The 25,951-nt window shown below is 33.5% G+C and carries 19 protein-coding genes; 12 read left to right on the forward strand and 7 right to left on the reverse strand.

From position 1 onward, the window contains the following. Positions 1–5 precede the first annotated feature (5 nt). The 6 genes from FEZ18_RS11040 to FEZ18_RS11065 all read left to right on the forward strand — a co-directional run bounded on the left by FEZ18_RS11040 (position 6) and on the right by FEZ18_RS11065 (position 5,294). Complete coding sequence (locus FEZ18_RS11040) at positions 6–881, forward strand: DUF808 domain-containing protein (protein ID WP_153268371.1); 876 nt, start codon at positions 6–8, stop codon at positions 879–881. 451 nt (positions 882–1,332) lie between these two features. Further along, positions 1,333–1,845 (forward strand): urease accessory protein UreE, encoded by a 513-nt coding sequence (locus FEZ18_RS11045; RefSeq protein WP_153268372.1) that lies wholly within the window; start codon positions 1,333–1,335, stop codon positions 1,843–1,845. Positions 1,846–1,850: 5 nt separating this feature from the next. Next, a complete protein-coding gene (locus FEZ18_RS11050; protein WP_153268373.1) occupies positions 1,851–2,540 on the forward strand; it encodes an urease accessory protein UreF in 690 nt (229 codons plus the stop codon). 37 nt (positions 2,541–2,577) lie between these two features. Beyond that, on the forward strand, positions 2,578–3,210 hold the full coding sequence (ureG, locus tag FEZ18_RS11055; RefSeq protein ID WP_153268374.1) for an urease accessory protein UreG: 633 nt from the start codon (positions 2,578–2,580) through the stop codon (positions 3,208–3,210). Between the two features lies 1 nt (position 3,211). Further along, the gene (locus FEZ18_RS11060; RefSeq protein WP_153268375.1) at positions 3,212–4,030 is read left to right on the forward strand and encodes an urease accessory protein UreD; all 819 of its coding nucleotides are present in this window, start codon (positions 3,212–3,214) and stop codon (positions 4,028–4,030) included. A gap of 379 nt (positions 4,031–4,409) precedes the next feature. Beyond that, positions 4,410–5,294 (forward strand): hypothetical protein, encoded by an 885-nt coding sequence (locus FEZ18_RS11065; protein ID WP_153268376.1) that lies wholly within the window; start codon positions 4,410–4,412, stop codon positions 5,292–5,294. A 400-nt stretch (positions 5,295–5,694) separates the two neighbouring features. Here FEZ18_RS11065 and FEZ18_RS11070 read toward each other — a convergent pair whose 3' ends face one another. After that, the gene (locus FEZ18_RS11070) at positions 5,695–6,861 is read right to left on the reverse strand and encodes an MFS transporter (RefSeq protein WP_153268377.1); all 1,167 of its coding nucleotides are present in this window, start codon (positions 6,859–6,861) and stop codon (positions 5,695–5,697) included. A gap of 490 nt (positions 6,862–7,351) precedes the next feature. Between FEZ18_RS11070 and FEZ18_RS11075 the strand changes: the two genes are divergently transcribed. Further along, on the forward strand, positions 7,352–9,499 hold the full coding sequence (locus FEZ18_RS11075; RefSeq protein ID WP_153268378.1) for a S46 family peptidase: 2,148 nt from the start codon (positions 7,352–7,354) through the stop codon (positions 9,497–9,499). A 421-nt stretch (positions 9,500–9,920) separates the two neighbouring features. Here the strand turns inward: FEZ18_RS11075 and FEZ18_RS14875 are convergent, their stop codons facing one another. After that, a complete protein-coding gene (locus tag FEZ18_RS14875; protein ID WP_255473301.1) occupies positions 9,921–10,049 on the reverse strand; it encodes a hypothetical protein in 129 nt (42 codons plus the stop codon). A gap of 99 nt (positions 10,050–10,148) precedes the next feature. Here FEZ18_RS14875 and FEZ18_RS11080 point away from each other — a divergent pair, with 99 nt between their 5' ends. Continuing rightward, entirely contained in the window at positions 10,149–10,583 is a 435-nt protein-coding gene (locus FEZ18_RS11080) for an Hsp20/alpha crystallin family protein (protein ID WP_153268379.1), read from the forward strand. A 128-nt stretch (positions 10,584–10,711) separates the two neighbouring features. Then, complete coding sequence (locus tag FEZ18_RS11085; RefSeq protein ID WP_153268380.1) at positions 10,712–13,357, forward strand: cation-translocating P-type ATPase; 2,646 nt, start codon at positions 10,712–10,714, stop codon at positions 13,355–13,357. Positions 13,358–13,584: 227 nt separating this feature from the next. Here the strand turns inward: FEZ18_RS11085 and FEZ18_RS11090 are convergent, their stop codons facing one another. After that, on the reverse strand, positions 13,585–15,888 hold the full coding sequence (locus FEZ18_RS11090) for a glycosyltransferase (RefSeq protein ID WP_153268381.1): 2,304 nt from the start codon (positions 15,886–15,888) through the stop codon (positions 13,585–13,587). A gap of 2 nt (positions 15,889–15,890) precedes the next feature. Continuing rightward, on the reverse strand, positions 15,891–16,928 hold the full coding sequence (locus FEZ18_RS11095; RefSeq protein WP_153268382.1) for a pesticidal protein Cry7Aa: 1,038 nt from the start codon (positions 16,926–16,928) through the stop codon (positions 15,891–15,893). 137 nt (positions 16,929–17,065) lie between these two features. On the opposite strand from FEZ18_RS11095, the gene FEZ18_RS11100 reads away from it, so the two are divergent. After that, complete coding sequence (locus FEZ18_RS11100; protein WP_153268383.1) at positions 17,066–19,009, forward strand: erythromycin esterase family protein; 1,944 nt, start codon at positions 17,066–17,068, stop codon at positions 19,007–19,009. A gap of 502 nt (positions 19,010–19,511) precedes the next feature. Here the strand turns inward: FEZ18_RS11100 and FEZ18_RS11105 are convergent. The 3 genes from FEZ18_RS11105 to FEZ18_RS11115 are packed head-to-tail and all read right to left on the reverse strand — an operon-like array spanning position 19,512 to position 21,439. Continuing rightward, positions 19,512–20,132 (reverse strand): phosphoribosyltransferase, encoded by a 621-nt coding sequence (locus FEZ18_RS11105; RefSeq protein WP_153268384.1) that lies wholly within the window; start codon positions 20,130–20,132, stop codon positions 19,512–19,514. An 8-nt stretch (positions 20,133–20,140) separates the two neighbouring features. Then, a complete protein-coding gene (locus FEZ18_RS11110) occupies positions 20,141–20,773 on the reverse strand; it encodes a dienelactone hydrolase family protein (protein WP_153268385.1) in 633 nt (210 codons plus the stop codon). 15 nt (positions 20,774–20,788) lie between these two features. Beyond that, positions 20,789–21,439 carry a YceI family protein gene (locus tag FEZ18_RS11115; protein WP_194269473.1) on the reverse strand — a complete coding sequence of 217 codons (651 nt, stop codon included), beginning with the start codon at positions 21,437–21,439 and terminating at the stop codon, positions 20,789–20,791. Between the two features lie 117 nt (positions 21,440–21,556). Here FEZ18_RS11115 and FEZ18_RS11120 point away from each other — a divergent pair, with 117 nt between their 5' ends. Next, on the forward strand, positions 21,557–22,600 hold the full coding sequence (locus FEZ18_RS11120; RefSeq protein ID WP_153268387.1) for a mechanosensitive ion channel family protein: 1,044 nt from the start codon (positions 21,557–21,559) through the stop codon (positions 22,598–22,600). 38 nt (positions 22,601–22,638) lie between these two features. Further along, entirely contained in the window at positions 22,639–25,914 is a 3,276-nt protein-coding gene (locus tag FEZ18_RS11125; protein WP_194269474.1) for a PAS domain S-box protein, read from the forward strand. Positions 25,915–25,951: the final 37 nt, after the last annotated feature.

Here is a 25,951-nt window from a genome sequence, read left to right on the forward strand (position 1 = left end):
AGGTCATGGCATCAGGTTTTTTTGCTTTGTTCGACGATATTGCTGTTTTAATGGACGACGTGGTGGCTATGAGCAAGATAAGCACCAAAAAAACCGCAGGGATATTAGGCGACGATTTGGCTGTAAATGCCGAAAAGGCTACAGGCTTTGTTTCAGCAAGAGAATTACCTGTTTTATGGGAAATTACAAAGGGCTCGTTTCTTAATAAAGTTATTATACTACCTGTCGCCTTTTTACTTAGTGCTTTTCTCCCTTGGGCAATTACGCTAGTTTTAATTCTGGGTGCGGTGTATTTAGCTTACGAGGGGGCAGAAAAAATTATCGACTACGTTGTTTCAAACAAACCAGCTCCTGTTAAAGTTATAGATAAAGCTATTTCTAAGGAGCTTATATTAGAAAATGAGAAAGCCAAAATTAAGTCTGCCATTCTTACAGATTTTATATTATCTGTCGAAATTGTAATTATTGCTTTAGGCACTGTTTTAGATCGACCTTTATATTTTCAGGTGATGGTAGTTTCAATCGTTGCTATGGTGGCCACTGTGGGAGTTTATGGAACGGTAGCACTTATTGTTAGAATGGACGATTTTGGTTACAGACTCATAAAAATGAGTGGGAATAAAAAAAGCATTTCAAAATTTGTTGGAAATCTTTTAATTAAAGCATTGCCAAAAATTGTTAAAAGTCTATCTCTAATTGGCACCATCGCATTGCTTTTAGTGTCGGGAGGTATTATAACGCATAATATAAAAGGGTTTCATGATTTTTTAGAAATAATGCCCTCTTTTTTAAGAGATTTTTTAGTTGGTTTATTGGTTGGTTTGATAGCAGTTGTGGTCTTTAAAGTTTTCAAGGCTATTTTTGCTAAACGAAATAAATGATAATTCTATTTTTTATTTGTTGTAAAATGAATAAAGAATACGGGCTAAATAGGGTGACTTTTAATATTTGAAATAAGAATATAAATGACGTTGTGATTTTTTAAAAAGTTTGCTTTTTTTTGTTCGTAAAAAGGCTTTTCAAAGCACATTAATACCTTGTTTAATATGGGATTAAGACTTTGTTTTAGAGATTAAAAATTTCTTTGAAAAAAACTTTAAAAAAACACAAAACGGTGTGATGTATATTATATATATTATGTATATTTACGCCCGTAGAATACAAAATAATATCAGGTTGGGATTTTTAATTTATAACCTTAATTATTACAAGTGAAAATAACATAATAAATCAGGATGTCAATTTTATATTTTCATCCATTTTTTAAATCTAAAAATAATCTCTCGATTTGAAATTAAAACCATTTAAATCGAGTTAAAAAAGAAATTATAAATGAGGATTATATCAGAAATTATTGGCAATGCAAAAGGTAAGGATTTGTCTGATAAAAAAGTGGTTCATTTCGATTTAGAATGGTTTGAGACCACAAGAAAAGTATTACGAAAAACGGGAAGTGATGGACAAGAAATTGCTTTGCGTATTTTAAAAGAAAATTTTAGAATAAAGCACAACGATATATTCTTTGAAGACGACAATGAAATTATTGTAGCTAATGTGTTACCGGCCGATGCGGTAGTTTTACAACCCCAAACCATGTTAGAGATGGGTACCGTTTGCTACGAAATAGGCAATCAGCACATCCCAATTTTTATTGAGGATAACGAGGTTATTATTCCTTACGAAGACCCTATTTTTAATCTTCTAAATAAATCAGGTTACAAGCCTATAAAAGGAAAAAGAATTTTCGAAAATATGCTTAAAGCAACTCCAGAACACACCTTAACAAATGATACCTTAATAGACATGGATAGTCTATTTAGTAAAGTTTTATCCAATAAAAACTAAAATATATGAAAACAGATGCTCTTTTGAGTTTACTACACGTTGCAGACCCTAATTTACCAATTGGTGGTTATTCGCATTCTAATGGTCTAGAGACCTATGTTCAAAATGATATGGTAACTGACAAGGAAAGTGCCTTAGAATTTTTACAAAATATGCTTCATAATAATATTTTGCATAACGATGCTGCTTATGTGAAATTGGTTTATGATGCTATGCAAGCTAAGGATTTTAAGAAAGTTATGACACTAGACGCTGGATTAACAGCACTTAAAAGTCCGAGAGAAATTAGAGAAGGAAGCCATAAGTTAGGAGCGAGATTGCTTAAAATTTTCAAAACCAAAAATAATCATCCAGATTTATTAAAATTAGATAAGTATTTATCTGAAAACAAAGAGGTTGGTAATTATGCAATTGTTTATGGTGTTGTTTGTTTTGCCAGCAACATTTCGTTAAAGGAAGCCTTATCGGCATTTTATTTTTCTACTGCTGCTGGTATGATTACAAACGCAGTAAAATTAGTGCCTTTAGGTCAATTACAAGGTCAAGAAATTTTATTTACCATTCAAGAAGGTATTGGCGAGTTGGTAGATAAAACATTAAATCTAGATGAAAGCCTAATTGGTATAGCAAATGTTGGTTTTGATTTAAGATCAATGCAACACGAAAAGCTGCACTCAAGATTGTACATGAGCTAAACTAACATTATTATATAACTAAGAAATAATATCAGAAATGAGAAAATACGTAAAAATTGGAGTCTCTGGTCCGGTAGGATCAGGTAAAACAGCCTTGATAGAAACCCTATCAAGAAAAATGGCTAAAGATTATTACATAACAGTAATTACTAACGATGTTTACACCCGTGAAGATGAGAAATTCTTACAGCAAAACAGTCTTTTAGATGCAGATAGAATTGTTGGTGTAGAAACAGGTGGTTGTCCTCATACGGCCATTCGTGAAGACGCTAGTATGAATTTAGAAGCCGTAGATGAGTTGGCAGAAAGACATCCAGACATGGAGCTTTTATTTGTAGAAAGTGGTGGTGATAACCTGTCTGTAACTTTTAGTCCAGAATTGGTCGATTTAACAATTTTTGTTACAAGTACAGCTGCTGGTGAAGATATTCCTAGAAAAGGTGGACCAGGTAATACAAGATCTGATTTGTTATTAATTAATAAATTCGATTTAGCACCTTATGTTGGTGTAGATTTAGATAATATGAAGCGTGATGCCCTTGTAATGCGTAAAGGAAAACCTTTTGTGTTTACAAACTTAAAAACTGGTGAAGGCGTTGATGCTGTTATTGGTTGGATTAAAAAATATGCGCTTTTAGAAGACGTTGAAGAACCTGCAACAATTAAATAATATGGATAGGACAAATAAAAGACTTAGTGAGTTTAAATTATCCACAGAGATAGTTGATGGGTTTCACCGTTTAAAAGATCAATACTTCACTGTACCTTTTGGGTTATTGAGGTTTCATAAAAGATCGCATAATGACCCTTGGCAGCAATACATGATGAGAAGTTCATCGCCAGGAATTTTAAATAATGATTTTTATGATTATCAGATATCTGTAGCTAAAGACACCACTCTTGGCTTGGAAACACAAGCCTATCAGCGTATTTACACCATGCATGATGGGGGTAAAGCTGAGCAAGAAGTGCAAATTAATGTTGAAGAAAATGGTTTTTTACATTTTATTCCGCATCCTTTAGTGCCTCATAGAAATTCTAATTACGAAGCAAAGAACACCATACATTTAAAAGAATCATCAAAACTTATTTGGGGTGAGGTGATTACTTGCGGAAGAAAAGAACACGGTGAGATTTTTGAGTTTAAAAAATTATTGACCCACACAGAGATTTTTGTTGAAGATCAATTAATTTTTAACGATAAAGTATTGTTCGAGCCTGCTAAACTTGATGTAAATTCAATGGGACAACTTGAAGGATATACACATCAAGCTACTTTATTCTATTACAACAAAGGTGCCGATTTAGAGGCGCTTTATGATATGCTTTTAGAATTTACTGAAGGTGAGGACAACGTAGAATACGGTATGAGTACAACACTTTTAGATGCCGCAGTATTTAGACTTGTTGGTCAAAGTGGTGAGCAGCTATATAAAATTATCAAGAAAATTGAAGCTAAAATACTAAAAGCTGAAATAGAACAATATTAATTTTGTAGTTATCACAAATAAAAATGAGGTCTGTATCATGGTATGTGCATGATATCCTCTCATTTTAAATCGAATAATTTAGAAGAATAATTTTGATTTTTAAAAAAGTGGAATGCCTTTAGTGGTAATTCCACTTTTTTTTTCGAAGTCACTTGAAATAACTTCTTATTATCTCGTCTTTAATAGTTGTTTTTTGGTTTAGATTTGTACTTTTTTAATATTTTTACTTACTAAGAAAGCAAGCTAAAAATGAACTGGAATTTATGCTTCTCTAGGGGGAATATATTTTGCTTTCGAAAATACGGCATGGCATTAAGATGTACAATCATCTTTTTTAAACTGTGAGATGTTAAATAAAAATCTATAAAAGCTAAAAATAATGCTGACAAAAACTTTAAATCTAAGTGAAAAAGTATTCGATAAGTTAAGAGATGCTTACGAAAATCGAACGACTAATAAATACATTAGTTTCTTTTTAGTGATCCTTTTTTTATCGACCGCTTTTATGGGATTTTTGGTAAATTATGGTATTCTAGATTTAGGTGTTTTAAATACCTATTTAGCAAATCCATTATTTTCTATTGAAGTGCCTTTCGTGGCTTTATTGATGTTTGAGATTTTCAGCTTAATTTTCGTAATACCCAAATCGGTTTCAAAATCTGTTGGGAAACAGCTCGAATTACTTTCATTAATATTTATTAGAGGCGCCTTTAAAGAGTTTAGTCATATTAAAAATGTAAACCTAAGTGATTTAAATTTTGCCAACGCGCCAGAACCCATCTGGAATATGGTTTTTTATGCTTTCGGATCACTAATAATTTTTATTTTGTTGGGTTTTACCAACAGAATGCGAAAGCATACGCCTTTTGAAAATGCAGACGGCGATGCGCATACCTTCTATCAATCTAAAAAGCTATTGTCTATCTTTCTGATTATCGCTTTTATATTTATTATTATTGAAGATTTTGTTGTACTGATTACTACGGGATCCTATCAACCCTCATTTCAAACCTTTTATACTATGCTTATTTTTAGCGATATTTTAATACTTTTGATAGCTCTGCGGTACAGCATGGATTACTACAGGATTTTTAGGTATTCTGCGTTTGTAGTCGCAACTATTTTTATAAGGTTGGCATTATCTGTAGAGCCTTTTTACAATGTTCTTATCGGTATTTTTACAGCGGTTTTTGTAATGCTATTAACCTTGGTTTATAATTATTTTTTAAATCGGGAATCTAAAGAAACTAAAATGAGTTCTTAAAATCATCAAGAATGTAACGGGGCTGTCGTACTCGATATCTAATCGTTAAAAAGCAGGTTAAGATTAGTTTTAATCCCTTGTTTTAGCGTGTTTCTTGGAAAGCTAACCAAAAATTGAATAGATGTGGTGGCTTACCAAATAATCAGAGTGGTGATTGAGGGAGTTTTGCCGAAATAATTCAGGTTTAATAATGAGTAAATTCTAGTAAATGCTGATTGTTTTCGTGTTGTTACACCCCAGAATTTAAGCCGTTATACCAATTTAATTTTGAAATGTTGCATTGTTAATTTGGTGTAAAATGGTCTGTCATTTCAAAATCAAAACATTAAGAATACTAATAAAATTGATGTGCCATTTTAAAATGACACATCAATTTTACTGGGGTATTAAAAAAAACGAATTACACGTTTCTTTTTAGAGTTCTGTATTGATTAAGAAATAGTAGACTACCAGCGAGACTCATTAAACTCGCTAGAATAACGGCATAGTAAAACGTTCCTGAAAGGTCGTAAAGATAACCACCTGCAATAGGGCCTGTAATTCCGGCGATACCGTAGCCTATAAATACGTACGGATAAATTGTGCCCATTTTTTGTACACCAAACTCCTGAGCGGTTTCTTTGGCGAAAAGCACTAGATTTCCTCCAAAACCAAAACCTATAAGGACGGCAATAACAAGGTATGAATTATCTGATAATGGAAAAAGGTTAAGTGAAATAATCGCTGCACCTTGAAATAATAGCGCAAAGAATATACTTAAATTTGCGCCTATATGGTCGCTTACGAAGCCCCAAAAAACCCTTCCAAAAAAGTTTGCTATTGAAAATAAACCAACACCCACTAGAAGATTATGGTTCGAGATGGCGTGTTGCGCACCAAGAACTTTTAAGCTTCCAATAATAAGTAAACCACCAAAGCATCCCAAAAATAAGCCAATAAATAGTTTTTTGAAAATTATAGAATTTATAAAATCTGATACTCTAGCAGGTGCTTCGGTTTTTTCCGAAGCGCTTATAGCTTGATAAATAAGATTTGAAAAAACTAATATGAGCAAACCGTAAGCGATGCCAATAATTTTTAGTAATTCTAAAACATTATTTCCATCATTTAAAATCTTTTCTGCTAAGATAGACATAAGCACTGCGCCTAATCCAAAACCTGCAGCCGCTACACCAGTAATGAGTCCCTTTTTTTTGGGAAACCATTGCACGGGAGCGGTCAGTGCAACCCAATACCCAAAAGCTGTTGCCATTCCGGCTAAGACACCAATGCCCATAAGAATAAAAATGAAATTCCCTTGCGAGTAACTTGCTGTAACAAAGCCCAAACAGAATAGTAGGCCTGCTATATAGCCAATATATTTGTACTTAATTTTTTCTCCTAGTTTACCTACAAAAATCATGGTTACGGCGAATACACCAGTTAGCGTACCGAATATTATTTGGGACTGGCTTCCAGAGAAGCCAAAGTTTTCAATTAGTTCTGATGCTATAATACTCCATGCATAAGCACTACCTATACAGAGCATAATAATGAATGAGGCGGCTAAGGTTAAATATTTTTTCATTTTTTAAAGGTTTTGCCAAAAATACGGTAACGCTTAAAATTAATTTTACAGTTTTAATTTGTTCATTACTAGTAAGTTTATAAGCTCCCCACACTTGGCGATTTAGTCTGCAAATATATATTTATTCTTTTTTTACGATGTATAAATTAAATATTTTTTTAAAAGACTGTTTTTAAGATGATGTACACTTTTGCTATTTCATACCTGCGAACGTGCTCAAAAATATTTCGTTTAATCCTTAATATAGGAGTTCTAGATGTGTTGATCTGTTGTTTTGAGGATGACATTTTTGCATGCTTCACCGGGCAGCCATTAAAATAATAATCAATATTACTTAAGATGAAGTCTTCTTATAAATACTGTTATTTGTTTAAAAGCCATCCCAAAGCAGATTCAGTTACCAAGGTAATTAACTTGTTTTTAACAATTTTAGACCTTTAAAAACAGCTCAAAATTCAATACTTTTATAGCTTATTCAAAACAACTTAAAATGAAGAAAATAGTCCTTACAATTTTTGCCTTTATTATTTCAATATCATCAGCAATGGCTAATGAAGGCATGTGGTTTTTAATGCATATAGAGCGCTTAAATCATCGTGATATGCAAGCCATGGGTTTACAATTAACCCCAGAAGAAATTTACAGCATTAATAACCACAGTTTAAAAGATGGTATAGTACAGTTTAATGGCGGTTGTACTGCTAGTATCATTTCAGATAGTGGCTTGGTGTTAACAAATCATCATTGCGGCTACTCTGCTATTGCAGAACTCTCTACAGCAGAACAAAATCATTTAAAGAATGGTTTTTGGGCAAGTACTTTGGAAGAAGAAATGAAGCCAGAGAGTCTTTATGTTCGATTTTTTGTGAGAATGGACGATGTTTCCGAGCGTATTTTATCTCTAGTGAATGATGCGATGAGTGAAAAAGAACGCGAAGCCATCATAAACAAAGAAATTGCTAAAATCGAACAAGAAAATAACGAAGGTGGTAAATACACCGTATCGGTACGTCCGTTTTATCAAGGTAATGAGTATTACTACTTCGTGTATCAAGATTATAAAGATGTGCGCTTAGTAGGAACACCAGCCGAAAGCGTTGGAAAATTTGGAGGCGACACCGATAATTGGGAATGGCCTAGACATACTGGTGACTTTGCGTTGTTTAGAGTTTATGCCGATCAAGATGGAGAACCAGCCGATTATTCACCAGATAACATCCCTTTAAAGGCTAAATATCACCTTCCCGTTAATATCGATGGGGTAAAAGAAAACGATTTTGCAATGATTTTAGGCTATCCAGGCAGAACAAACCGTTGGATGCCCGCTCAAGGTGTGGAGCAGAATGTAAAATATGCTTATCCAGCTTGGGTTGAAGGCTCTAAACTAAGTATGGATATCATGAAAAAGTACATGGATAAGGATGAGTCGGTGAACTTGATGTATGCATCGTCTTACGCTGGTATCGCAAACTATTGGAAAAATAGAGGTGGAATGATTGAAGCCCTAACACAGCATAAAACAGTTGAAAAAAAGCGTAAAACTGAAGCTAAATTTAAAAAATGGGCCAGTAAAAAAGCAAATAGAGCGACCTATGGAAATGTAATTGAGAACATTAATAATTACTATAGCTTGACTAACGAAAAAGCAAAACAGCGCAATTATTTATTGGGTATGTTACGATCTAGCAAGTTTGCGGTACTACCATATAGATTGGGGTCTTCATTAAAACAGTATGCCAATGCTAATGATGCCGAACGAGAAAATCTTTTACCGCGAATTCAAGATTTGATAGAAAAATCTTATAAGGATTTTCACTTACCTTTAGAAGAGGAGATTTTGGCAAAGCAACTCGGGTTATTAGCCACAAAATCCAATTATCCGCTACCCGAAATGGTTTCCGTAATCGGGCAAAAAAACAATAATGATTTTGCAGAATATGTAAACTCAAGTTTTAAAGAAAGTATGTTTACTTCCAAAGAAAAAGTAAATACTTTTTTAGAAAACCCAAATGCAGATGTTTTAGCAGAAGATCCGTTGTATGTACTTTCTACGCAATTACTTAATAAATATAGAGAAAGTCCTGAGTTTTTAGAGCAGCCCGAAAACGATTTTAGAGCATCTTACAGATTATTAGTTCGTGGATTACGCGAATCGGGATTAAGCAATATTCGCTATCCAGATGCGAACTCTACTTTGCGTTTATCTTACGGAAAAGTTAGAGCCTTACCAGCAGATAGCAGAAACGATGCTAATGCTAATTACTACACGACATTTAAAGGGATGATTAATAAGTATAAGCCTAATGATAGTGAGTTCGATTTGGAGCAAAAAATGTTAGATAGCTACGAAAACAAGGATTTTGGACCTTATGCGAACGAATACGGACAGCTCTCTATAAACTTTTTAACCGATAACGATATTACGGGAGGTAATTCTGGTTCGCCTGTAATTAATGGCAATGGTGAAGTTATAGGCTTAGCTTTTGATGGTAATATTGAGGCCATGGCTGGCGATGTTATTTTTGATGCTGAGTTGCAACGTACCATTAACGTCGATATTAGATATGTACTCTGGTTAATAGATAAATATGCGAATGCTAAACACATTGTTGACGAGCTTACCATTATCGATAACTAGTTTTAAGACACCATATAACACTTAAAAAAAAGCGATCTGAAATTCAGGTCGCTTTTTTTATGACCTACTATTTTGGGAAATAATTTCCATAAAAAGAACATCATAATACCCCTGTAAACTAATCAATTTACAGGGGTATTTATTAAAATATTACGCTATAAAATTCTATTCTAACTAGTCTTCTTATTGTACTAGAATAAAGAGGGCTCATAAATCACTAAAAATGGGGATTGTAAACCTTACCATATACCATAACAGATTAGTAATCGTGCTCTAAGAATATAAGTTAATCAACCTCTTACTTCTATGGTTTCAGGACCTTGGTTTTAGTGGCTTACCATATATACTTAAACGTCTATATTTTTCTTAAAGAAGACAGGGGTAAGGTTTAAGGGAGTTCGTATTACTTTCAATAGTGCCTCTATTTTTTTAATAAGCGCTCGATTTTATTCAATATTTGTAATTCTACTTTATTTATTTCACCAAAGACTTGAGCGAAGGCTTCGGCAGTGCGTAAAATTTTAGATTTACCACTTAAAATTGTTAACATTATTATAAAGTCTATTTAGCTGACCTAGGTCATTTCCAGGACTTTAGTTTAATTCTAATTTAGCAATAAATAAATTGTTTAACTTAATACTATAAAATTATGTCACTAGTAAAATTTAGAAGAAGACCTTTTGGAACTCTTATCCCATCAGATATTTTTGAGACCAGTAATCTTCTTAGAAACGAGCTTTGGAATACGCAATTAAATGAACCAGCTCTAAACATTAAAGAGACTGATAAAGCTTTTGAAGTGGAATTGGCAGCACCTGGGTTCTCTAAAAAAGATTTTGAAGTTACCATTGATGAAGGTTGCTTAAATATTTCTGCAGAGAACACGCATTCTGAAGAGGAGAAAGAAGAAAATTACATGCGAAAAGAATTCAGTTACAATTCTTTTGAAAAAAGTTTACAGCTTCCAGACTCTGTAAAAGAAGAAGACATTAAAGCGAAGTATCAAGATGGTATATTGCGTTTTAACCTCACTAAAAAAGAACCGTCTAAACAGCAAAAACCAAAAAAAATTGAAATTGCTTAGTTCTTGAAATTTAGTTTTTTAGCACCGCCCTCTTAGCCTAAACTTTTAACTTAAGTTTGTGCTAAGAGGGTTTTTAATTCTATTCGTTTTAAGCTTGTTATCCGTTAAAAATCCAAATTCATACAAATATGTTAGAGCCTTTTTCTAGTTCCATAAAATCTATTGTAAAGTCCTTAAACAGTAACATTAATAATGGTTTAACCGAAAGTGAGGTAAAGCAACGCATAAAAAAATATGGTAAAAATGAAATAGCTGTTAAACGATCTAAATCTACCTGGAAAATTTTTATCGACCAATGTAACGATCCAATCATATTTATTCTCGCTGTAGCAGCCGTTCTTACCTTCCTTTTTAATGATGATCTGCCAGAGACCATTGCCATAGTTACCGTTATACTCATTACTATAACGATTGGTTTTATCATGGAATTACAGGGTATTCGTTCTCTTGAAGCCCTTCGTGAAATGGGTTTTACTGAGAGCAGGGTTTTGCGCGATGGAAAAATTAAAACCGTAAAATCTACACTATTAGTACCTGGAGATATTGTTTTAATAGAGGCAGGAGATGTTGTTTCTGCAGATGCTAGACTCATTTCAGTCGAAAATTTAGCCGTTAAAGAAGCATCTTTAACAGGAGAAAGTGACACCGTATATAAGGAGGTGCTTCCACTGTCTGAACAGACCATATTATCCGATAGAAAAAATATGGTATTCAAGGGAACCGCTATAGAGCAAGGTTCTGCTAAAGCAATAATTGTTTACACAGGACAAAATACTCAACTTGGTAAAATTCAGCAAATGGGAAGTACTGTTGAAGAACAACACACACCCTTAGAAAAAAAACTGAACATATTAAGCAAACGTCTTATTTACATTACATTATTTTTTGCAATCCTCATTATTTTTACGGGCTATTTAAGAGGATTAGACATGCTCTTGATTATAGAAACAGCAGTCGCATTAGCGGTAGCTGCAATACCAGAAGGGCTTCCTGTTATTGCAACTATTGCTTTGGCAAGAGGTATGATGAAACTCTCTAAGCGACAAGTTATTATTAAAAAAATGGAGGCTGTTGAAGCCTTGGGAGCTACAAATATTATCTGTACAGATAAAACAGGCACGCTTACCGAAGATAAAATGCAAGTACACACACTAGCTCTTGAAGGAGAAACTTTAAGCGAGATTCATAATAAAGACCATACTTACTTTCAGCAGATAGAAAATTCGAAAGCTTTTAATGCTATGCTAACCACTGGTGTTTTGTGCAACAATGTTATTCTAAATGCTGAAGAAAGGCGAGGCGATAGTATTGAATTAGCGCTCATTCAATTTGCTGAAAAATTACACTTTAATCCAAAATTAATAAAAGATAAGAATTCTGAAGTATTAGAGATACCTTTTAATACGACTAGTAAACTAATGGCAACAGTAAATACCACAGAAAATGGTTTTACAGTTTACGTAAAAGGTGCTTTTGAAAGTGTGATAAATTATTGCGATACTCTTATTAAAGATGGAACAACTCAGGCGTTTAAAAACAAAAAACAATGGCATGATCGTGTTAATAATATGGCTTCTCAAGGCTTAAGAGTTTTGGCTTTTGCTTATAAAAATCATGATGTCATACCAAATAAAGAGAAAGTGTTATCGCAGCTAACCTTTATTGGCGTTATTGGGTTTCTAGATCCAGCTAGAGAAGATGTAAAAAAGACCATAAAGGTGTATAAAGAAGCAGGCATAAAAGTGGTAATGATGACTGGGGATCATCCCGGAACGGCAAAAAAAATTGCTGAAGAAATAGGTTTATTATCTCAAACTTCAGATTCAAGAAGTATTATACACGGAAAAGACTTAGAATTTGAAACCGAGGCAAACCATACCATAGAAACAAAATTATTAGACGCTTCCGTTTTTGCAAGAGTGACACCAGAGCAAAAATTAAAACTCGTTTCTCTCTATCAAGCCAATAATAATATTGTAGGGATGTTTGGCGATGGTATTAACGATATTCCTGCACTACGAAAAGCAGATATTGGCATTGCAATGGGTGTTAGGGGCACACAAGCCGCAAGAGAGGTAGCAGATGTTATTCTTAAAAACGACAAATTCACCACTATGGAATTGGCCATAAAGCAGGGGCGAGCTATTTTTGATCATATAAGGCAATTTGTGGTGTATTTACTTTCTTGCAATCTGGCAGAAGTCGTGTCGGTGGGTTTAGCCGCATTACTGGCTTTGCCTGCTCCACTTTTACCCTTACAAATTTTATTTCTAAACTTAATTACCGATATCTTCCCAGCTTTGGCATTGGGCATGGGAAAAGGCGAAGCCAATATAATGAAACGTCCACCTCGAGCAGCAAACGAACCTATTTTGTCTGCAAAACGATGGAAATCTACTATTGTCTTTGGGCTTTGTATTACTACTGCGGTTTTAGGAATTACCGCCTATGCGCACTTCGTACTGCAGTTATCGGCTAAAATTATAAATAACATGGCCTTCTATACCTTGGTTTTAGCACAACTGTTAAACGTATTTAATATGGCAGAAAATAAGGTGTCGTTTTTTAATAATGAGATTATAAAAAACCCTTGGGTTTGGTCGGCTATTATGCTATCCTTATTTATTACAGTTGGAGCCTATTATATTCCACCTGTTGCAAAGGCTCTTTTTTTAACCAGTTTATCACTAGAACAAATAGGCTGGATTGTTGTTTTTGCTTTAGGATCGTTAGTTTTATCTCAGCTATTTAAGCGTTTAGGCTATACGTTTTAATAGCAATTAGGATATGTAGCATTTGTATTAAGAAATTGAATTGTTATGGAGATTAAATTTAGATGCACTAGACTTAGGATGTAAGACTAAAACACTTGTGATAATGGATCTTTTTTGGGATTAATCGATGTATCGAATTTTCATCAATCGAGAGTCTTAGGTTCTTTCGTCCTAAGTCAAATTCAAAAAAAAATTTCTAACTAAAGAAATAATGTAGAACTAGATTTTTAATTCGTTTTAGTTGCATTTTTAATCTTTACATCTGTTAATTTTAAAGACGTACTCATTTTTGGTTTTTGAAGTTGAATTAATTTTCCTGATGAAACAGCTTTTTGTTGCTCCATAATTATGCGCCCCATCAAATAACAAATTGTAGATTCTGCACCTTGGTTTAAGTTTGCATTGGTTTCCTCTAAACCATCATAGCACCCACCAGTTAACGGATTATACATAATTTGATTTAAATGATTTTCACCTAAAAACCAGTTAAATGCCGTTTGCATCATCGTTTTATACATGGGATCTTTAAAAGTTTTATAAAAAAGATCTAAAGTCTGTATGGTGTACGAAACGTCAATAGGTTGTTCGCCATATTTATTTGGTTGCGTATCTTTTTTATACCACCCTTGGTTAGAAATTACTTTAAAATGCCCATTTACAAACATTTTGGATAGCAGAAAGTCAAAAGATTCTAAAGCCACTCTTTTATAAGATTCTTTAGTTGTTACCAAATAACTATAAAGCATCGCTTCTGGAAGAACACTATTGGCATAAGTTAAATAGTTTTCAAACCATTTCCAATTTTTCATAGCATGGACATCGTAATTTGTAATAAGATTTTTTGATAGTTTTTCAATAATTAGTATTGCTTTGTTGTCTTGTGTTGCAGTATTGTATAAATACAATCCTTTTATTACAAAACCAATAGCTCTGGGAGACAGTATGTTTTGCATCCATTTTAAGCTTTCTAAAAAAGACAATCTAGCTCTATTAACCATAGTTTTTGGCAAATCATCTTTTAGGGAAATAACGGTTCCCAAAGCCCAAATTGCTCGCGCATTCGAATCTTCCAGATTTACATAATCATTTTTTATATGGGCGTTATTGTGCTTATCCACATAATTAATAAAAGTGCCAGAATCTGTCTGGCAACGCTCTATAAAAGACAGATAGGTATCTATATAAAATAAGTTTCCAGCGTTTTTAAAGTGTTTATAATGCATGCACATAGTAATAAGTGCGCGTGCGTTATCATCCAGAGTATATCCAGAATTAATATCTGGCTCCGATATTTTACTAAACTGTATCATGCCCAACTCGTTAGTCATATTTTTTAAATGATCTAGTTTTATTGGTGGATAATTGTATGTTATTTTAAACGACTTATCTATAATCCTTTTATAGAAATTAACTTGTTTTAAAGCCACATTTTCCCAAGATGTTGCTCTGGTCTTTTCAAAGGCAGCGAGAGCCATAGAGTTACGCAATTTGTCATCAGAAAGCAATTTTTCTATTCCCTGTGCCATTTGTTTGGAGTTCTCAATATCAACCAGTATGCCTTCATGAGGTGATAGTACTTCATTGGTATGCGGAATTGCTGTTGCCACTATAGGGCAGGCACAACTCATAGCATAAGCAAACGTGCCACTTACAGCTTGATTACCATCTTTTGAAGTGAATAAATAAACATCTGTTGCTTTTAAATAGTCTAAAAGCTCATCTATTTCTAAATAGCGATTTATAAAGTCGACATGATTTTCTAGATTGAGTTCTTCAACAAGTGTTTCTAGAGAATCTCTATAGTTATCTTCATTATTTTTTATGGTGTGGGGATGTGTTTTTCCTAAAATTAAATATAAAACATTAGGAGTGTGTTTAATAATTTTTGGCATAGCTTTTAGTGCCGTTTCAATACTTTTTCCAGAACTTAAAAGACCAAAGGTTGATAAAACCGTACGGTGTTCTAAACTAAATTTGCGCTTAGCTGTTTGTGTTGTTTCATAATTAACACCATGAGTGCCGTGTGGGATGTAGGCTATCGTATTTTCATTAATGCCATAATCTTTCATCAATATCTTTTTAGATTGCTGCGTCATAACAATAACAGAATTGCTATAAGAGATTAATAGTTTAACAAAAGCCCTTAATTTTTTGTCAGGATTTGGAATAATGCTATGAAAAGTAAAAGTTATAGGCTTTTCTAGTACATCAAGAAAATCTAAAATATAGTTACCATAAGTGCCGCCAAACAAGCCAAACTCATGTTGTATGTGTACCAATTTTATAGTGTCGTCATCATTTATTTCTCTGGCAATCCTACTATAATCTTCTTTTAGCTTAGGATGTATGGTAAAGCGTGCATTTAGATTTGGTTCTGTTCTTTCTGAAATATCACAAATTTCGCAAGTTAAGGTCTCGCCAAACACATTGGTTATAGCAGAAATAGTATCTTGAGTGTAGGTAGCGATGCCACATTGCGTTGGCGGAAATGTGGATAAAAATAGTATTTTGGGTAACGTATTTAAGGTCATGATTATAAATTTTTTAGTGCGCTTAATAGTGAGTTAATATTAACTGATGCTACTGCCACACAACAATCTGCAGCGCCATAATAGATATAAAGCTCGTCGTTAAAAAGAGCTGTTCCTGTTGGGAAAACCACATTATTTACATAGCCTTCAATTTCATAGGGCTCTGTAGGAGAAAATAGTGGTTTTTTAAGTCTGCCAATCACTTTTGTGGGATCATGCAAATCCAATAAAGCTGCCGAAGCGTGGTATATTAATTTCTTAGAATTACTCTGTACGCTGTGATATATAAATAACCAACCACTATCGGTCTCAATCGGCGGACAACCACCTCCAATATGGCTAGTTTCGTGCATATATTCTGATTGTAATACAATGTGTTGGCTTAAATCTGAAATATAGGCTTCCCAAAATTCTTCGGTCAACTCAGAAGGATCATTAAAATAAAGGATTTGAATAGAGGGAAAAAGTCTATGTAAAACCGCGAATTTTCCGTTTATTTTCTTCGGAAAAAAAATAATGTTCTTATCCCACACATATATTTTACCCAGCATTAATCGTTGAAGCTTATAGCGCCCAAAAAGATCATAGAATAAGGAGTGAAGAATACTAATTTTATCATAATTATGTTTTATAAGTTCTGAGTATTCTTCAAAAGTAAACCTGGGCGTAATAATGCCTTGTCGTTCAAATGTTTTTAAATCTTTTGAAGTTGCGTAGGCACCAAATACATTAATCCCATCGTAGGCAGCATAAGAGAGGTAATAAGTATCGTCTATTTTGGTAATTCTAGGGTCTTCAACACCTTGAAATTCTTCTGGAATCTCAGGAAAAAACAGAGGTTCTTTACAACGCGCGACTACTTTTAAAGGACCTGCTAGTTTACAATATCCTATTGTGGAAAAGTTACCATCCCGTACAGCACGATAAAACATATGTACTGTGTTTCGTTCTTGCATGACTGCGGGATTAAAAACGCCTAAATTTTCAAAACTGTTGTTGGTTTTGTCGAGAATAACCCCGTGTTTGGTCACTAATTCCATAGTTTGTTTTTGTCTAAATTAAGGGTATTTAAAGCCCAACAAAATGACCTGAGTCATTCTACTATCGAGTGACCTAGGTCATTTGATTCCCAATAGATCTACAGTATATTTATTGGTCTATTTTAAACATAAGAAAGATGAAAGATATTAGCATAGCTGAGCAACTAATGGATAAAGGCATAAGAAACACATTACTTATAAAAGCCTTCCAAGATATTCCAAAAGCCTTTATTTTATCTGAAAATCTGCACCCTTATTTTTATGAAAACATTAGTATTGAAAAAGCCATAAAAAAAACAGAGCCTAGAGTTATTGTTATAGCCAAAATGTTAGAGCAATTGCAAGTTAAAAAAGAAGAGCGTATTCTAATTATAGGTGTAGATTCTGTTTATATTTTGGCTGCACTTTCTAAAATATATAAAGAGGTTTATGCCATTGAAACTAACGAAACATATTCAAAATGGGCCTTAGAAGTTTTAAAAAATTCAGAAATTACCAATGTACATATAAAAACAGGGAAACTTGAAAATGGATGGGACGCAGAAGCCCCATTTAATGCTATTTTAAGTGCTTTAGAATTCGAAGAAATCCCAGATACCCTAAAGCAACAATTAAAAATAGGCGCTAAGTTATTGTCGCCAGTGGGACCTGATTGGGCTCATGTTATGCTAGAAACTATTGAGCGAATCTCTGAAAACGAATATGAGACTAAAGCCTTGCGAGATAATTATTTCATTCCAAAACCAAAGGTAATTCCAGAAGTAGGAACCGAAATCTACCCCGAAAATGAAATTATAGACGAAATTGGAATGAGTTCCATCCCTTTTAAAACAATTAAAACTTTTCCAATTGAAGGCTTGTTAGAGCGCATTGGCGATGCCAAAGTGGTATTGTTAGGTGAGGCTTCGCACGGCACTTCAGAGTTTTATGCGATGCGGCAAGAAATTACCAAAGCACTTATAGAAAAAAAAGGATTCAACCTTGTTTGTGCAGAAGCAGATTGGTCTGATGCAGAGCAAATTAACAATTATGTAAGAGGCCAACATACAGCGCAGGATTGGATGCCTTTTTCACGTTTCCCAGAATGGATGTGGAAAAATAAAGACGTTTTAAATTTTGTAGAATGGCAAAAGAAATACAATACCAAACACCATAATAGTGTCGGATTTTATGGGCTGGATTTATACGGTTTAGAAAACTCCATTGATTTGGTGATTAAATATTTACAGGATATTGATCCGGACTTGGCAACATTAGCAAAATTGCGTTATTCTAGTATGATGCCTTATATGTCAAATCCCACATTATATGGAAAACTAGTAACCAGTAATAAATTGCAAAGTTGCGAAAAAGAAGTGCTAAAAATGCTGTTTGATTTGTTGAAAAATAAAAGTAAACTCAATCATTCTCAAGCCTACTTTAACGCCTACCAAAATGCCACAGTTGTGGTTAATGCAGAGCGGTATTATAAAGCCATGTATTACGGTAGCGCAGAATCTTGGAATTTACGAGATTTTCATATGTTTAGCACCTTAAAATCTTTATTGTCTTATCATGGCAAAGACTCTAAAGCGGTTGTTTGGGCGCACAATTCCCATATTGGTAATGCCTTGGCAACCGAAATGTATGCTCGAGGCGAAATAAATATAGGTCATTTATGCAAGGAGCATTTTGGTTCTAAATCTTATAATATTGGTTTTGGAACACATACAGGAACTGTGGCTGCGGCCAAAAACTGGGACGAAACCATGCAAGTGATGCCTGTAAATAATTCTTTACCAGAAAGCTATGAGTATTTGTGCCACAAAACAAACGTTCCTAATTTTACACTGCCCTTACGAGCAGAACATTCAGAAAAAAATTTAAGAGTATTTTTAAGTACACCTAGACTACAACGTGCAATTGGTGTGGTGTATAGGCCTGAAACAGAATTGAATAGTCATTATTTTAGAACCGCCTTACCTTCTCAATTTGACGAGTATATTTGGTTTAATAAAACAAAAGCCATTACCCCTCTTATAACCAAAACGGAAAAGACTAAACTTGGAAGTCCGCATCCTTTTGGGTTAATTGATAGGTAATACCAATTTAGTTTTGAAATGTCGTATTATTAATTTAAATTATTTTTTGTTCAGATGAGATAGAAATCGCCGATTCACGAACTCGTTATTTTACTATAATATGGGCGTGAGCTGAAATCAAAGCATAGCCTGAGTTATGGTTTTGTTTTATACCGAAATATGGGCGAAAAAGAACTGCGAAGCACATCACGAACACCTAATTTATAACATAGAAAAATGTGAGTAAACAAATTATATGCGGCATGACATGGCTAATTTGGTATAAAACCAATTCCTATGCTTTTAGTATCAAACTAAAGAAAACCCTGCAATTGGATTGCAGTTCGTTTAGTTTATATAAACTTTTTAAGGGCATGATATCACTCGAACAGCCCGCTAAATAAGAGATGATAAGTTTTATAATAATAAGATTCCTCTTCATACCTTACTTAGTGAGATAAAGCATTAACTCAAAAGAATGTTATTATTTTCTAAAACCTACCTATGGACTAGAAATCTACAGTTACTTGTTTAATAAGAATTTAACTTCTGTATCGTTAACTTGATCGAAGTTTTTATAAAATTGGCCAACAGACTGAAAATTACTTGGGGCTGAAAGACAGATAACCTCATCAATAAAGGATAAGTTTTTCAGCTTTTGCAAAGTGCTTTTTGGAGATACAGGAATAGCAACCACAATTTTTTCAGGCTGTTCTTTGTACAACATTTCTATGGTAGACATCATGGTGTTACCTGTAGCAATCCCATCGTCTACAATAATTAAAATCTTATCTTTTAGTACAAGAGGTGATTTTTCACCATAATATTCTTGGTAGCGTTTTTTGAGTAGGGCTCTAATTTTTTCGGTTTCTTCCGCAACATAGCTTTTAGAAACTTGGGAAGCAGCATCGCTTAAAATCTGGGTTTTTAAGGTTACTGCACCAATGGCAAATTCTTTATGCATTGGATGCCCTATTTTCTTAGAAAGCACCACCTCTAAAGGTAAATTTAGCTCTTTTGCAATAACATAGCCTAAAGGTACACCACCTCTAGGAATGGCTAAAATTACAGCGTTCTTGTCTTTGTAAGTTTTTAGTTTTTCTGCTAACAAATTAGCGGCTTCCATTCTATCTTTAAATACCATGATTTTTATTATTTTAAATAGTTATTAAACCAATCGCAGGTTAATTTTGCTACTATTTCTAACTTTCCTGGTTCGGAAAATAAGTGAGAAGCACCTTCGACAATTTCAATTTTTTTAATACCAGAAAGTTCGTCGTATGCTTTTTTGTTTAAATCAATAACAACGCCATCATTACCGCCAACAATTAAAAGTGTTGGAATGTTTATTTCATCTAAAACCAGTGCTGCCAAATCTGGTCTGCCACCTCGAGAAACAATAGCTTTTATTTTAGTGTTTAAAGCAGGTGTTGCCATTAATGCAGAGGCAGCACCAGTACTTGCACCAAAAAAACCAATAGGCACATTTTGCATTTCTTTTTGTTTATAAAGCCATTGGGTAGCTGCAACTAATCTTTCAGCAAGTAAATGGATGTTAAACCTGTTTTTATACACGCTGTCTTCAGTTTCTGTTAATAAATCGAATAATAAAGATGAGAATCCTTCTTTTAAAAGAAAATCTGCAACATAGTTATTTCTACTACTCAGGTGACTGCTGCCACTGCCGTGAGAGAAAATAACTAGACCTTTTTGTTTTTCGGCGATACGTAATCGTCCCTTTAAGCTTACGTTTTTTATAGGAATATTAACTGCTTTGTAATTCATTTTATTCGTATAGGGTTAAGGTTTTATGGGTATTTTTATAACCACATCCACATCTGGCCAAAGTTTAGACACGCCATCTTCACCTTTATAAAGTTCGTAACAGTCTGTATTTAGCATTGTAAGGGCTTCTTCGCCTTTAAAATCTATTAAATTTATGTTAGTAAAAAGTCTAATCATATTATGTTTACTAATGGTATCGTTTAGTATTGAATATGTAAATGGAATTCTCTTGGAAATACTATTCATTTTTAATCTAAAAACACCTTCACCTTCTTTCGCTTTTAAAATAGTACCTACAATTTCTGAAGTATTAAAGGCTTCAAAAAAACAGTGAAACAATTTAAAATCTCGTATTGGATGTTTAGAGTTTACAGATGCAGTTGGTATGGATAGTGTCGATTTATTCAATATTTTTTCAACCGTACCAGAAGTGCTTTTTGCTTCAAACGTACATGAATCAAAACTGCCTTGAACAGCTACTTTATTGGTAAACTTATAGGCTGTCCATTCAACGGATAGGCCTAATGTATCTAAATTATACGGCTTAGATTTTGAAACTTGGTTTTTAACAGAGATCTTATTTGATGTTTTTTCAACTGAATCCTTACAAGAACTCAATAAAAAAAGTAGCATCCAGTAAAAAGCATGTTTAAAATAATATTTCATTGGCATTTCGAGTTAATTTTCAAACTTAATGAGTAATTAGGTGATTACAAATGACTTGGGTCAGCTAAACTGATTAATATCATTTGAATTGAAAACTAACTAGATTAATTTCGGCTAATGGAAACCATGTTATCTAAATTAGGCGTTACCGATTTTTGGCTACAAATCGCAATAACCTTTGCGGTCTGTATCTTTCTGGGTTTACTTGTTAAATGGCTAGTGTTTTTTGTTTTAAGGACTTTTAATAAAAAAAAACCAACCGTTTTAAAATCTCAATTATTAAAACACTTAGAAACACCAGCTAAATTTCTGTTGCCTATTTTATTTATATACAGCGCTTTTAGCATATTTGATATAGGGGTCTTTTGGCGCAAATTTATTGAAGCTTTAATTATTCTTAATATTTCTTGGATATTGGTTGAAACCTTAAAAGCCATAGAAGAAATTGTAAAACAAAAGTTTGTAGCCAGCAATACGCATAAAGCTAAAGAGCGTAAGGCCATTACCCAAATGCGATTTTTAAAGAGTGTCTCTATAGCGGTTATTACGACCTTAGCTATGGCTACAATTTTATGGAATATCCCAACGGTAAAAACCATTGGTACCACCATACTCACTTCTGCTGGTATAATTGGTATAATTGCCGGTATTGCTGCTCAAAAATCTATTGCAAACCTTATTACTGGAATGCAAATAGCATTTACACAGCCTATAAAAATCGATGACGAAGTTGTTATTGAAGGCGAATTTGGCACTGTAGAAGACATCACCCTTACTTATGTGGTGGTAAAAACTTGGGATTGGCGGCGTTTGGTATTACCCTTAAACTATTTTAACGATCATCCTTTTATTAACAGAAGCTTTACTTCAGCCGAATTAATCGGGACTGTTTTTTTGTACTTAGATTATACATTTCCTGTTAATGCGCTACGAGAAAAATATATGATTATGATTGAAAAAAATAAATTATGGGACAAAAAAATAGCCCAACTTTTAGTGACTAATACCAATGCTAGTAGTGTAGAAATAAGAGTGAGCTTTAGTGCAAAAAATGCCGACCATGTTTGGGATTTAAGCTGCCAAATTAGAGAGCAACTTATAGCATTTATACAAGAGGAATTCCCAGAATCGCTACCAAAATTACGAACCAGAGCGAGTTGAAATTAAAAACGTTTAAAACCACTAAATACGGTATTTTAATGAGTGATAAACTAAAAAATGAAGCCCTTTTTCAAAGTCTGTTTCAATTAACTACAGAAGCAATTTTAGTGGCAGATCTTAACGCTGTTATTTTAATGGCTAACCCTTCTTGTGAAAATTTGTTTAATTATAGTCCAGATGCATTAACAGGCGAAAATTTAGACATTCTTTTATCTAAAAAATCTATAGCACAACTTAAAAAGTATTTGGGTAATCCTGGAAAAACACGGGCTAATAATGTTCTCGATGTATTCGGAATTAAAAAAGAGGGAACAGCATTTAGCTTAAATGCTAGGTTGGGCACTACAAGACTTAAGGGTGAAAATTTAACAATAATTTTTTTAAAAGATGTAAGCCATAAAATTGAGAACCTTCTAAAAACGAAGCAAATTCATAATAAGTTATTAGAGAATAATCATAAATTCGACGCTTTAGTTAATAATGTAAATGGCATTTTGTTTCGTTGTGAAAACAATCGAGATTACACCATGCACTATATCAGCAAAGGCTGCTTAGAACTTACAGGATATCCCTTCGAAGATTTTAAAAACAAAACCATAAATTTTGGTCAGCTCATTGTAGAAGCAGATCGCAATATGGTCTGGGAACACATTCAAACAGCTGTAAAACAGAGAATACCTTATAATTTTGAGTGCCGTATTCGGCATAAAAATGGCGATATAAAATATATTTGGAAAAAAGGAGCAGCCCTTTATAACAGTCAAAATAAAGTTATCGCTCTAGAAGGTTTTATAACAGATATAACGACATACAAAGAACAAGAATTGGCCTTAAAAGCTAACGAAGCTAAAATGAAAGCCCTGTTAGAAGTTATGCCAGATATGATGTTTATACAAGATCTTCAAGGGAATTATATAGACTATTATACCGACACTCAAGATAAATTATTTATGCCACCCAACAAATTTATAGGTATGAATATGAGTAAAGTACTACCTCCAGATATATATCAAATAATTAAAACCTCTCACAATAAGGTTATAGAAACTGGAAAAATGCAAGTGGCTCAATATAGCGTTCAAGGTGAAAAAAATATAGAATACTATGAGGCTCGTGTGGTGCTTATGAATAACCACAAGCTTTTAACTATTGTTAGAGATATAACAGAAAAAAAAGTAAAGGATTCTCAACTTAAAATAAAAAATAATGCGCTAGCATCTGCAAGTAATGGTATTCTTATTGTCGATGCAAAAAAACCAAATATGCCCATAATTTATTGTAACGCTGCTTTTGAAAAAACAACTGGTTATAAACAGGAAGAAATATACGGTAGAAATTGTAATTTTTTGCAAGACGATGACAGGGACCAAAAAGCCATAAGTATTATGAAGCACGCCATCTTACATGGTGAAAATTGTAACGTGGTGTTACGTAATTACAAAAAAGATGGCACGCTTTTCTGGAACGAAATTACGATTACACCTGTGCTTGATAATCAGAACCAGTTAACGCATTTTATTGCCGTACAAAACGATGTTACTAACAAGGTTAAAGCAGAAGATTTAAAAGATAAAAAACAACTAATCTTAGAGTTAATAGCACAAAACAAACCTTTAAAAACCATTGTTAAAAAAATTATTAATACGGCAGAAACACATATTAAAGATTGTTTTGGCTCTATTTCTTTATTAAATAAGAACACTAAAACATTACACTTTTTGGCCGCACCAAACTTACCAAAAGCATTCTACAATTATGCTAATAATATGGCTATTGGTGCTAATGCAGGCTCATGTGGTACGGCGGCATATTTAAAAAAAGAAGTTATAGTCGCTAATATAGAAACCCATATGCTTTGGGAAGATTATAAAGACATGGCTTTAAAGAATGGCTTAAAAGCCTGTTGGGCATTTCCAATAATGTCTTCCACCAAAGCGGTACTTGGCGTGTTTAGTATTTATAGTCTTTTGGCAAGGCAGCCATCTACAGCTGAAAAAGAAATGCTTCTAGATATGAGCTATCTAGCCAGTATTGCCATAGAAAATCACAATAATAAAATAGAACTACAACAAAGTAAAAAACAACAAGAAATCTATACCCTTAATTTAGAGGATAAAGTACAAAAGCGCACACAAGAAGTAATGGCAACCGTACAAGAATTGGTTACCGTTAATATGGATTTAGAAGACCAAATACGTATTACAAAAAAGGCTGAGAATGAAGCGCTTTTAAGAAAAAATATTATCTCGGCAGTAGCAAAAAATTTCCCTAAAGGCTTTATTGCCGTGGTAAACAAAAAATTTCAACTCGTTTTAGCAGAAGGAGAAGCATTAGAGCAATTAGGCCTAAAACCTCACATTTTTAAAGGAATGACCATCGATGATCTTTCTATTTTCTCTGAAGAACGGAAATCACGAATAATGAACGATATTAAGAAAACACTCTCTAAAACCCATCTCTCTTTTGAAATTGAATACAAAAACAGGTACTTCTCTGTAAATACAGCCCCGTTATATGGTGATAATAATCAAATATCTCATGCCTTAATGGTGTATACCGAGGTTACAAGACAAAAAGAAATTGAGTTTACCATGCAAAAAGCCTTAAAGAAAGAGCAAGAATTAAACGAACTAAAATCGCGATTTATATCTATGGCATCCCATGAGTTTAGAACGCCTTTAAGTGCTATTCTTACCTCTGCAATATTAATAGCTAAGCAAAATGAACCAGGAAAAGAGAAGAAACGAGAAAAGTACGTAACTCAAATAGAAAATAATGTAAAACACCTTGTAAATGTGTTAAACGACTTTCTTTCATTAAGTAAAATTGGAGAAGGAGAGGTTAAGCCAACATTAAAACGTATCGACCTAGTTTCTTTTTCAAAATTAATAATTAAAGAGATTAAACCAACTTTAAAAAACGGACAAACAATAAGTTTAACGACTAATAATAAAGCCGTCACTTTAGGTTCAGATGAAAAACTATTACGGCATATAATTATCAATTTGTTGTCTAATGCCTCAAAATATTCAGATGAAAAAAGCCATATAGATTTTATAATATCTATAAGCGAAAATCAGGTCATTATTCAAATTACAGATCAAGGTATAGGTATTCCGAAAGAGGAACAACAACATTTATTTACACGGTTTTTTCGAGCTAAAAACGCTGCCAATATTGAAGGCACAGGGTTGGGTTTAAATATCGTAAAAAGTTATACCGAATTATTAGGCGGCACAATCGCTTTTAAAAGTAGTTTAAATAAAGGATCAACGTTTAAGATTGAATTCCCGATGCTTAAGGAGACGCAATAAGAAATAAAACAACAATACTTCCAAGGGCTTGGGATAA

The organism is Oceanihabitans sp. IOP_32 (assembly GCF_009498295.1).
GTDB lineage: Bacteria > Bacteroidota > Bacteroidia > Flavobacteriales > Flavobacteriaceae > Wocania > Wocania indica.

What these genes read in the sequence shown, in the direction of transcription:
- FEZ18_RS11080 (WP_153268379.1), top strand. Translation starts at nt 10,149, where the DNA reads ATGTCACTAGTAAAATTTAGAAGAAGACCTTTTGGAACTCTTATCCCA.
- FEZ18_RS11075 (WP_153268378.1), top strand. Translation starts at nt 7,352, where the DNA reads ATGAAGAAAATAGTCCTTACAATTTTTGCCTTTATTATTTCAATATCA.
- FEZ18_RS11070 (WP_153268377.1), bottom strand. Translation starts at nt 6,861, where the DNA reads ATGAAAAAATATTTAACCTTAGCCGCCTCATTCATTATTATGCTCTGT.
- FEZ18_RS11090 (WP_153268381.1), bottom strand. Translation starts at nt 15,888, where the DNA reads ATGACCTTAAATACGTTACCCAAAATACTATTTTTATCCACATTTCCG.
- FEZ18_RS11105 (WP_153268384.1), bottom strand. Translation starts at nt 20,132, where the DNA reads ATGGTATTTAAAGATAGAATGGAAGCCGCTAATTTGTTAGCAGAAAAA.
- FEZ18_RS11120 (WP_153268387.1), top strand. Translation starts at nt 21,557, where the DNA reads ATGGAAACCATGTTATCTAAATTAGGCGTTACCGATTTTTGGCTACAA.
- FEZ18_RS11050 (WP_153268373.1), top strand. Translation starts at nt 1,851, where the DNA reads ATGAAAACAGATGCTCTTTTGAGTTTACTACACGTTGCAGACCCTAAT.
- FEZ18_RS11100 (WP_153268383.1), top strand. Translation starts at nt 17,066, where the DNA reads ATGAAAGATATTAGCATAGCTGAGCAACTAATGGATAAAGGCATAAGA.
- FEZ18_RS11060 (WP_153268375.1), top strand. Translation starts at nt 3,212, where the DNA reads ATGGATAGGACAAATAAAAGACTTAGTGAGTTTAAATTATCCACAGAG.
- FEZ18_RS11085 (WP_153268380.1), top strand. Translation starts at nt 10,712, where the DNA reads ATGTTAGAGCCTTTTTCTAGTTCCATAAAATCTATTGTAAAGTCCTTA.
- FEZ18_RS11045 (WP_153268372.1), top strand. Translation starts at nt 1,333, where the DNA reads ATGAGGATTATATCAGAAATTATTGGCAATGCAAAAGGTAAGGATTTG.
- ureG (WP_153268374.1), top strand. Translation starts at nt 2,578, where the DNA reads ATGAGAAAATACGTAAAAATTGGAGTCTCTGGTCCGGTAGGATCAGGT.
- FEZ18_RS11040 (WP_153268371.1), top strand. Translation starts at nt 6, where the DNA reads ATGGCATCAGGTTTTTTTGCTTTGTTCGACGATATTGCTGTTTTAATG.
- FEZ18_RS11110 (WP_153268385.1), bottom strand. Translation starts at nt 20,773, where the DNA reads ATGAATTACAAAGCAGTTAATATTCCTATAAAAAACGTAAGCTTAAAG.
- FEZ18_RS11125 (WP_194269474.1), top strand. Translation starts at nt 22,639, where the DNA reads ATGAGTGATAAACTAAAAAATGAAGCCCTTTTTCAAAGTCTGTTTCAA.
- FEZ18_RS11115 (WP_194269473.1), bottom strand. Translation starts at nt 21,439, where the DNA reads ATGAAATATTATTTTAAACATGCTTTTTACTGGATGCTACTTTTTTTA.
- FEZ18_RS14875 (WP_255473301.1), bottom strand. Translation starts at nt 10,049, where the DNA reads ATGTTAACAATTTTAAGTGGTAAATCTAAAATTTTACGCACTGCCGAA.
- FEZ18_RS11095 (WP_153268382.1), bottom strand. Translation starts at nt 16,928, where the DNA reads ATGGAATTAGTGACCAAACACGGGGTTATTCTCGACAAAACCAACAAC.
- FEZ18_RS11065 (WP_153268376.1), top strand. Translation starts at nt 4,410, where the DNA reads ATGCTGACAAAAACTTTAAATCTAAGTGAAAAAGTATTCGATAAGTTA.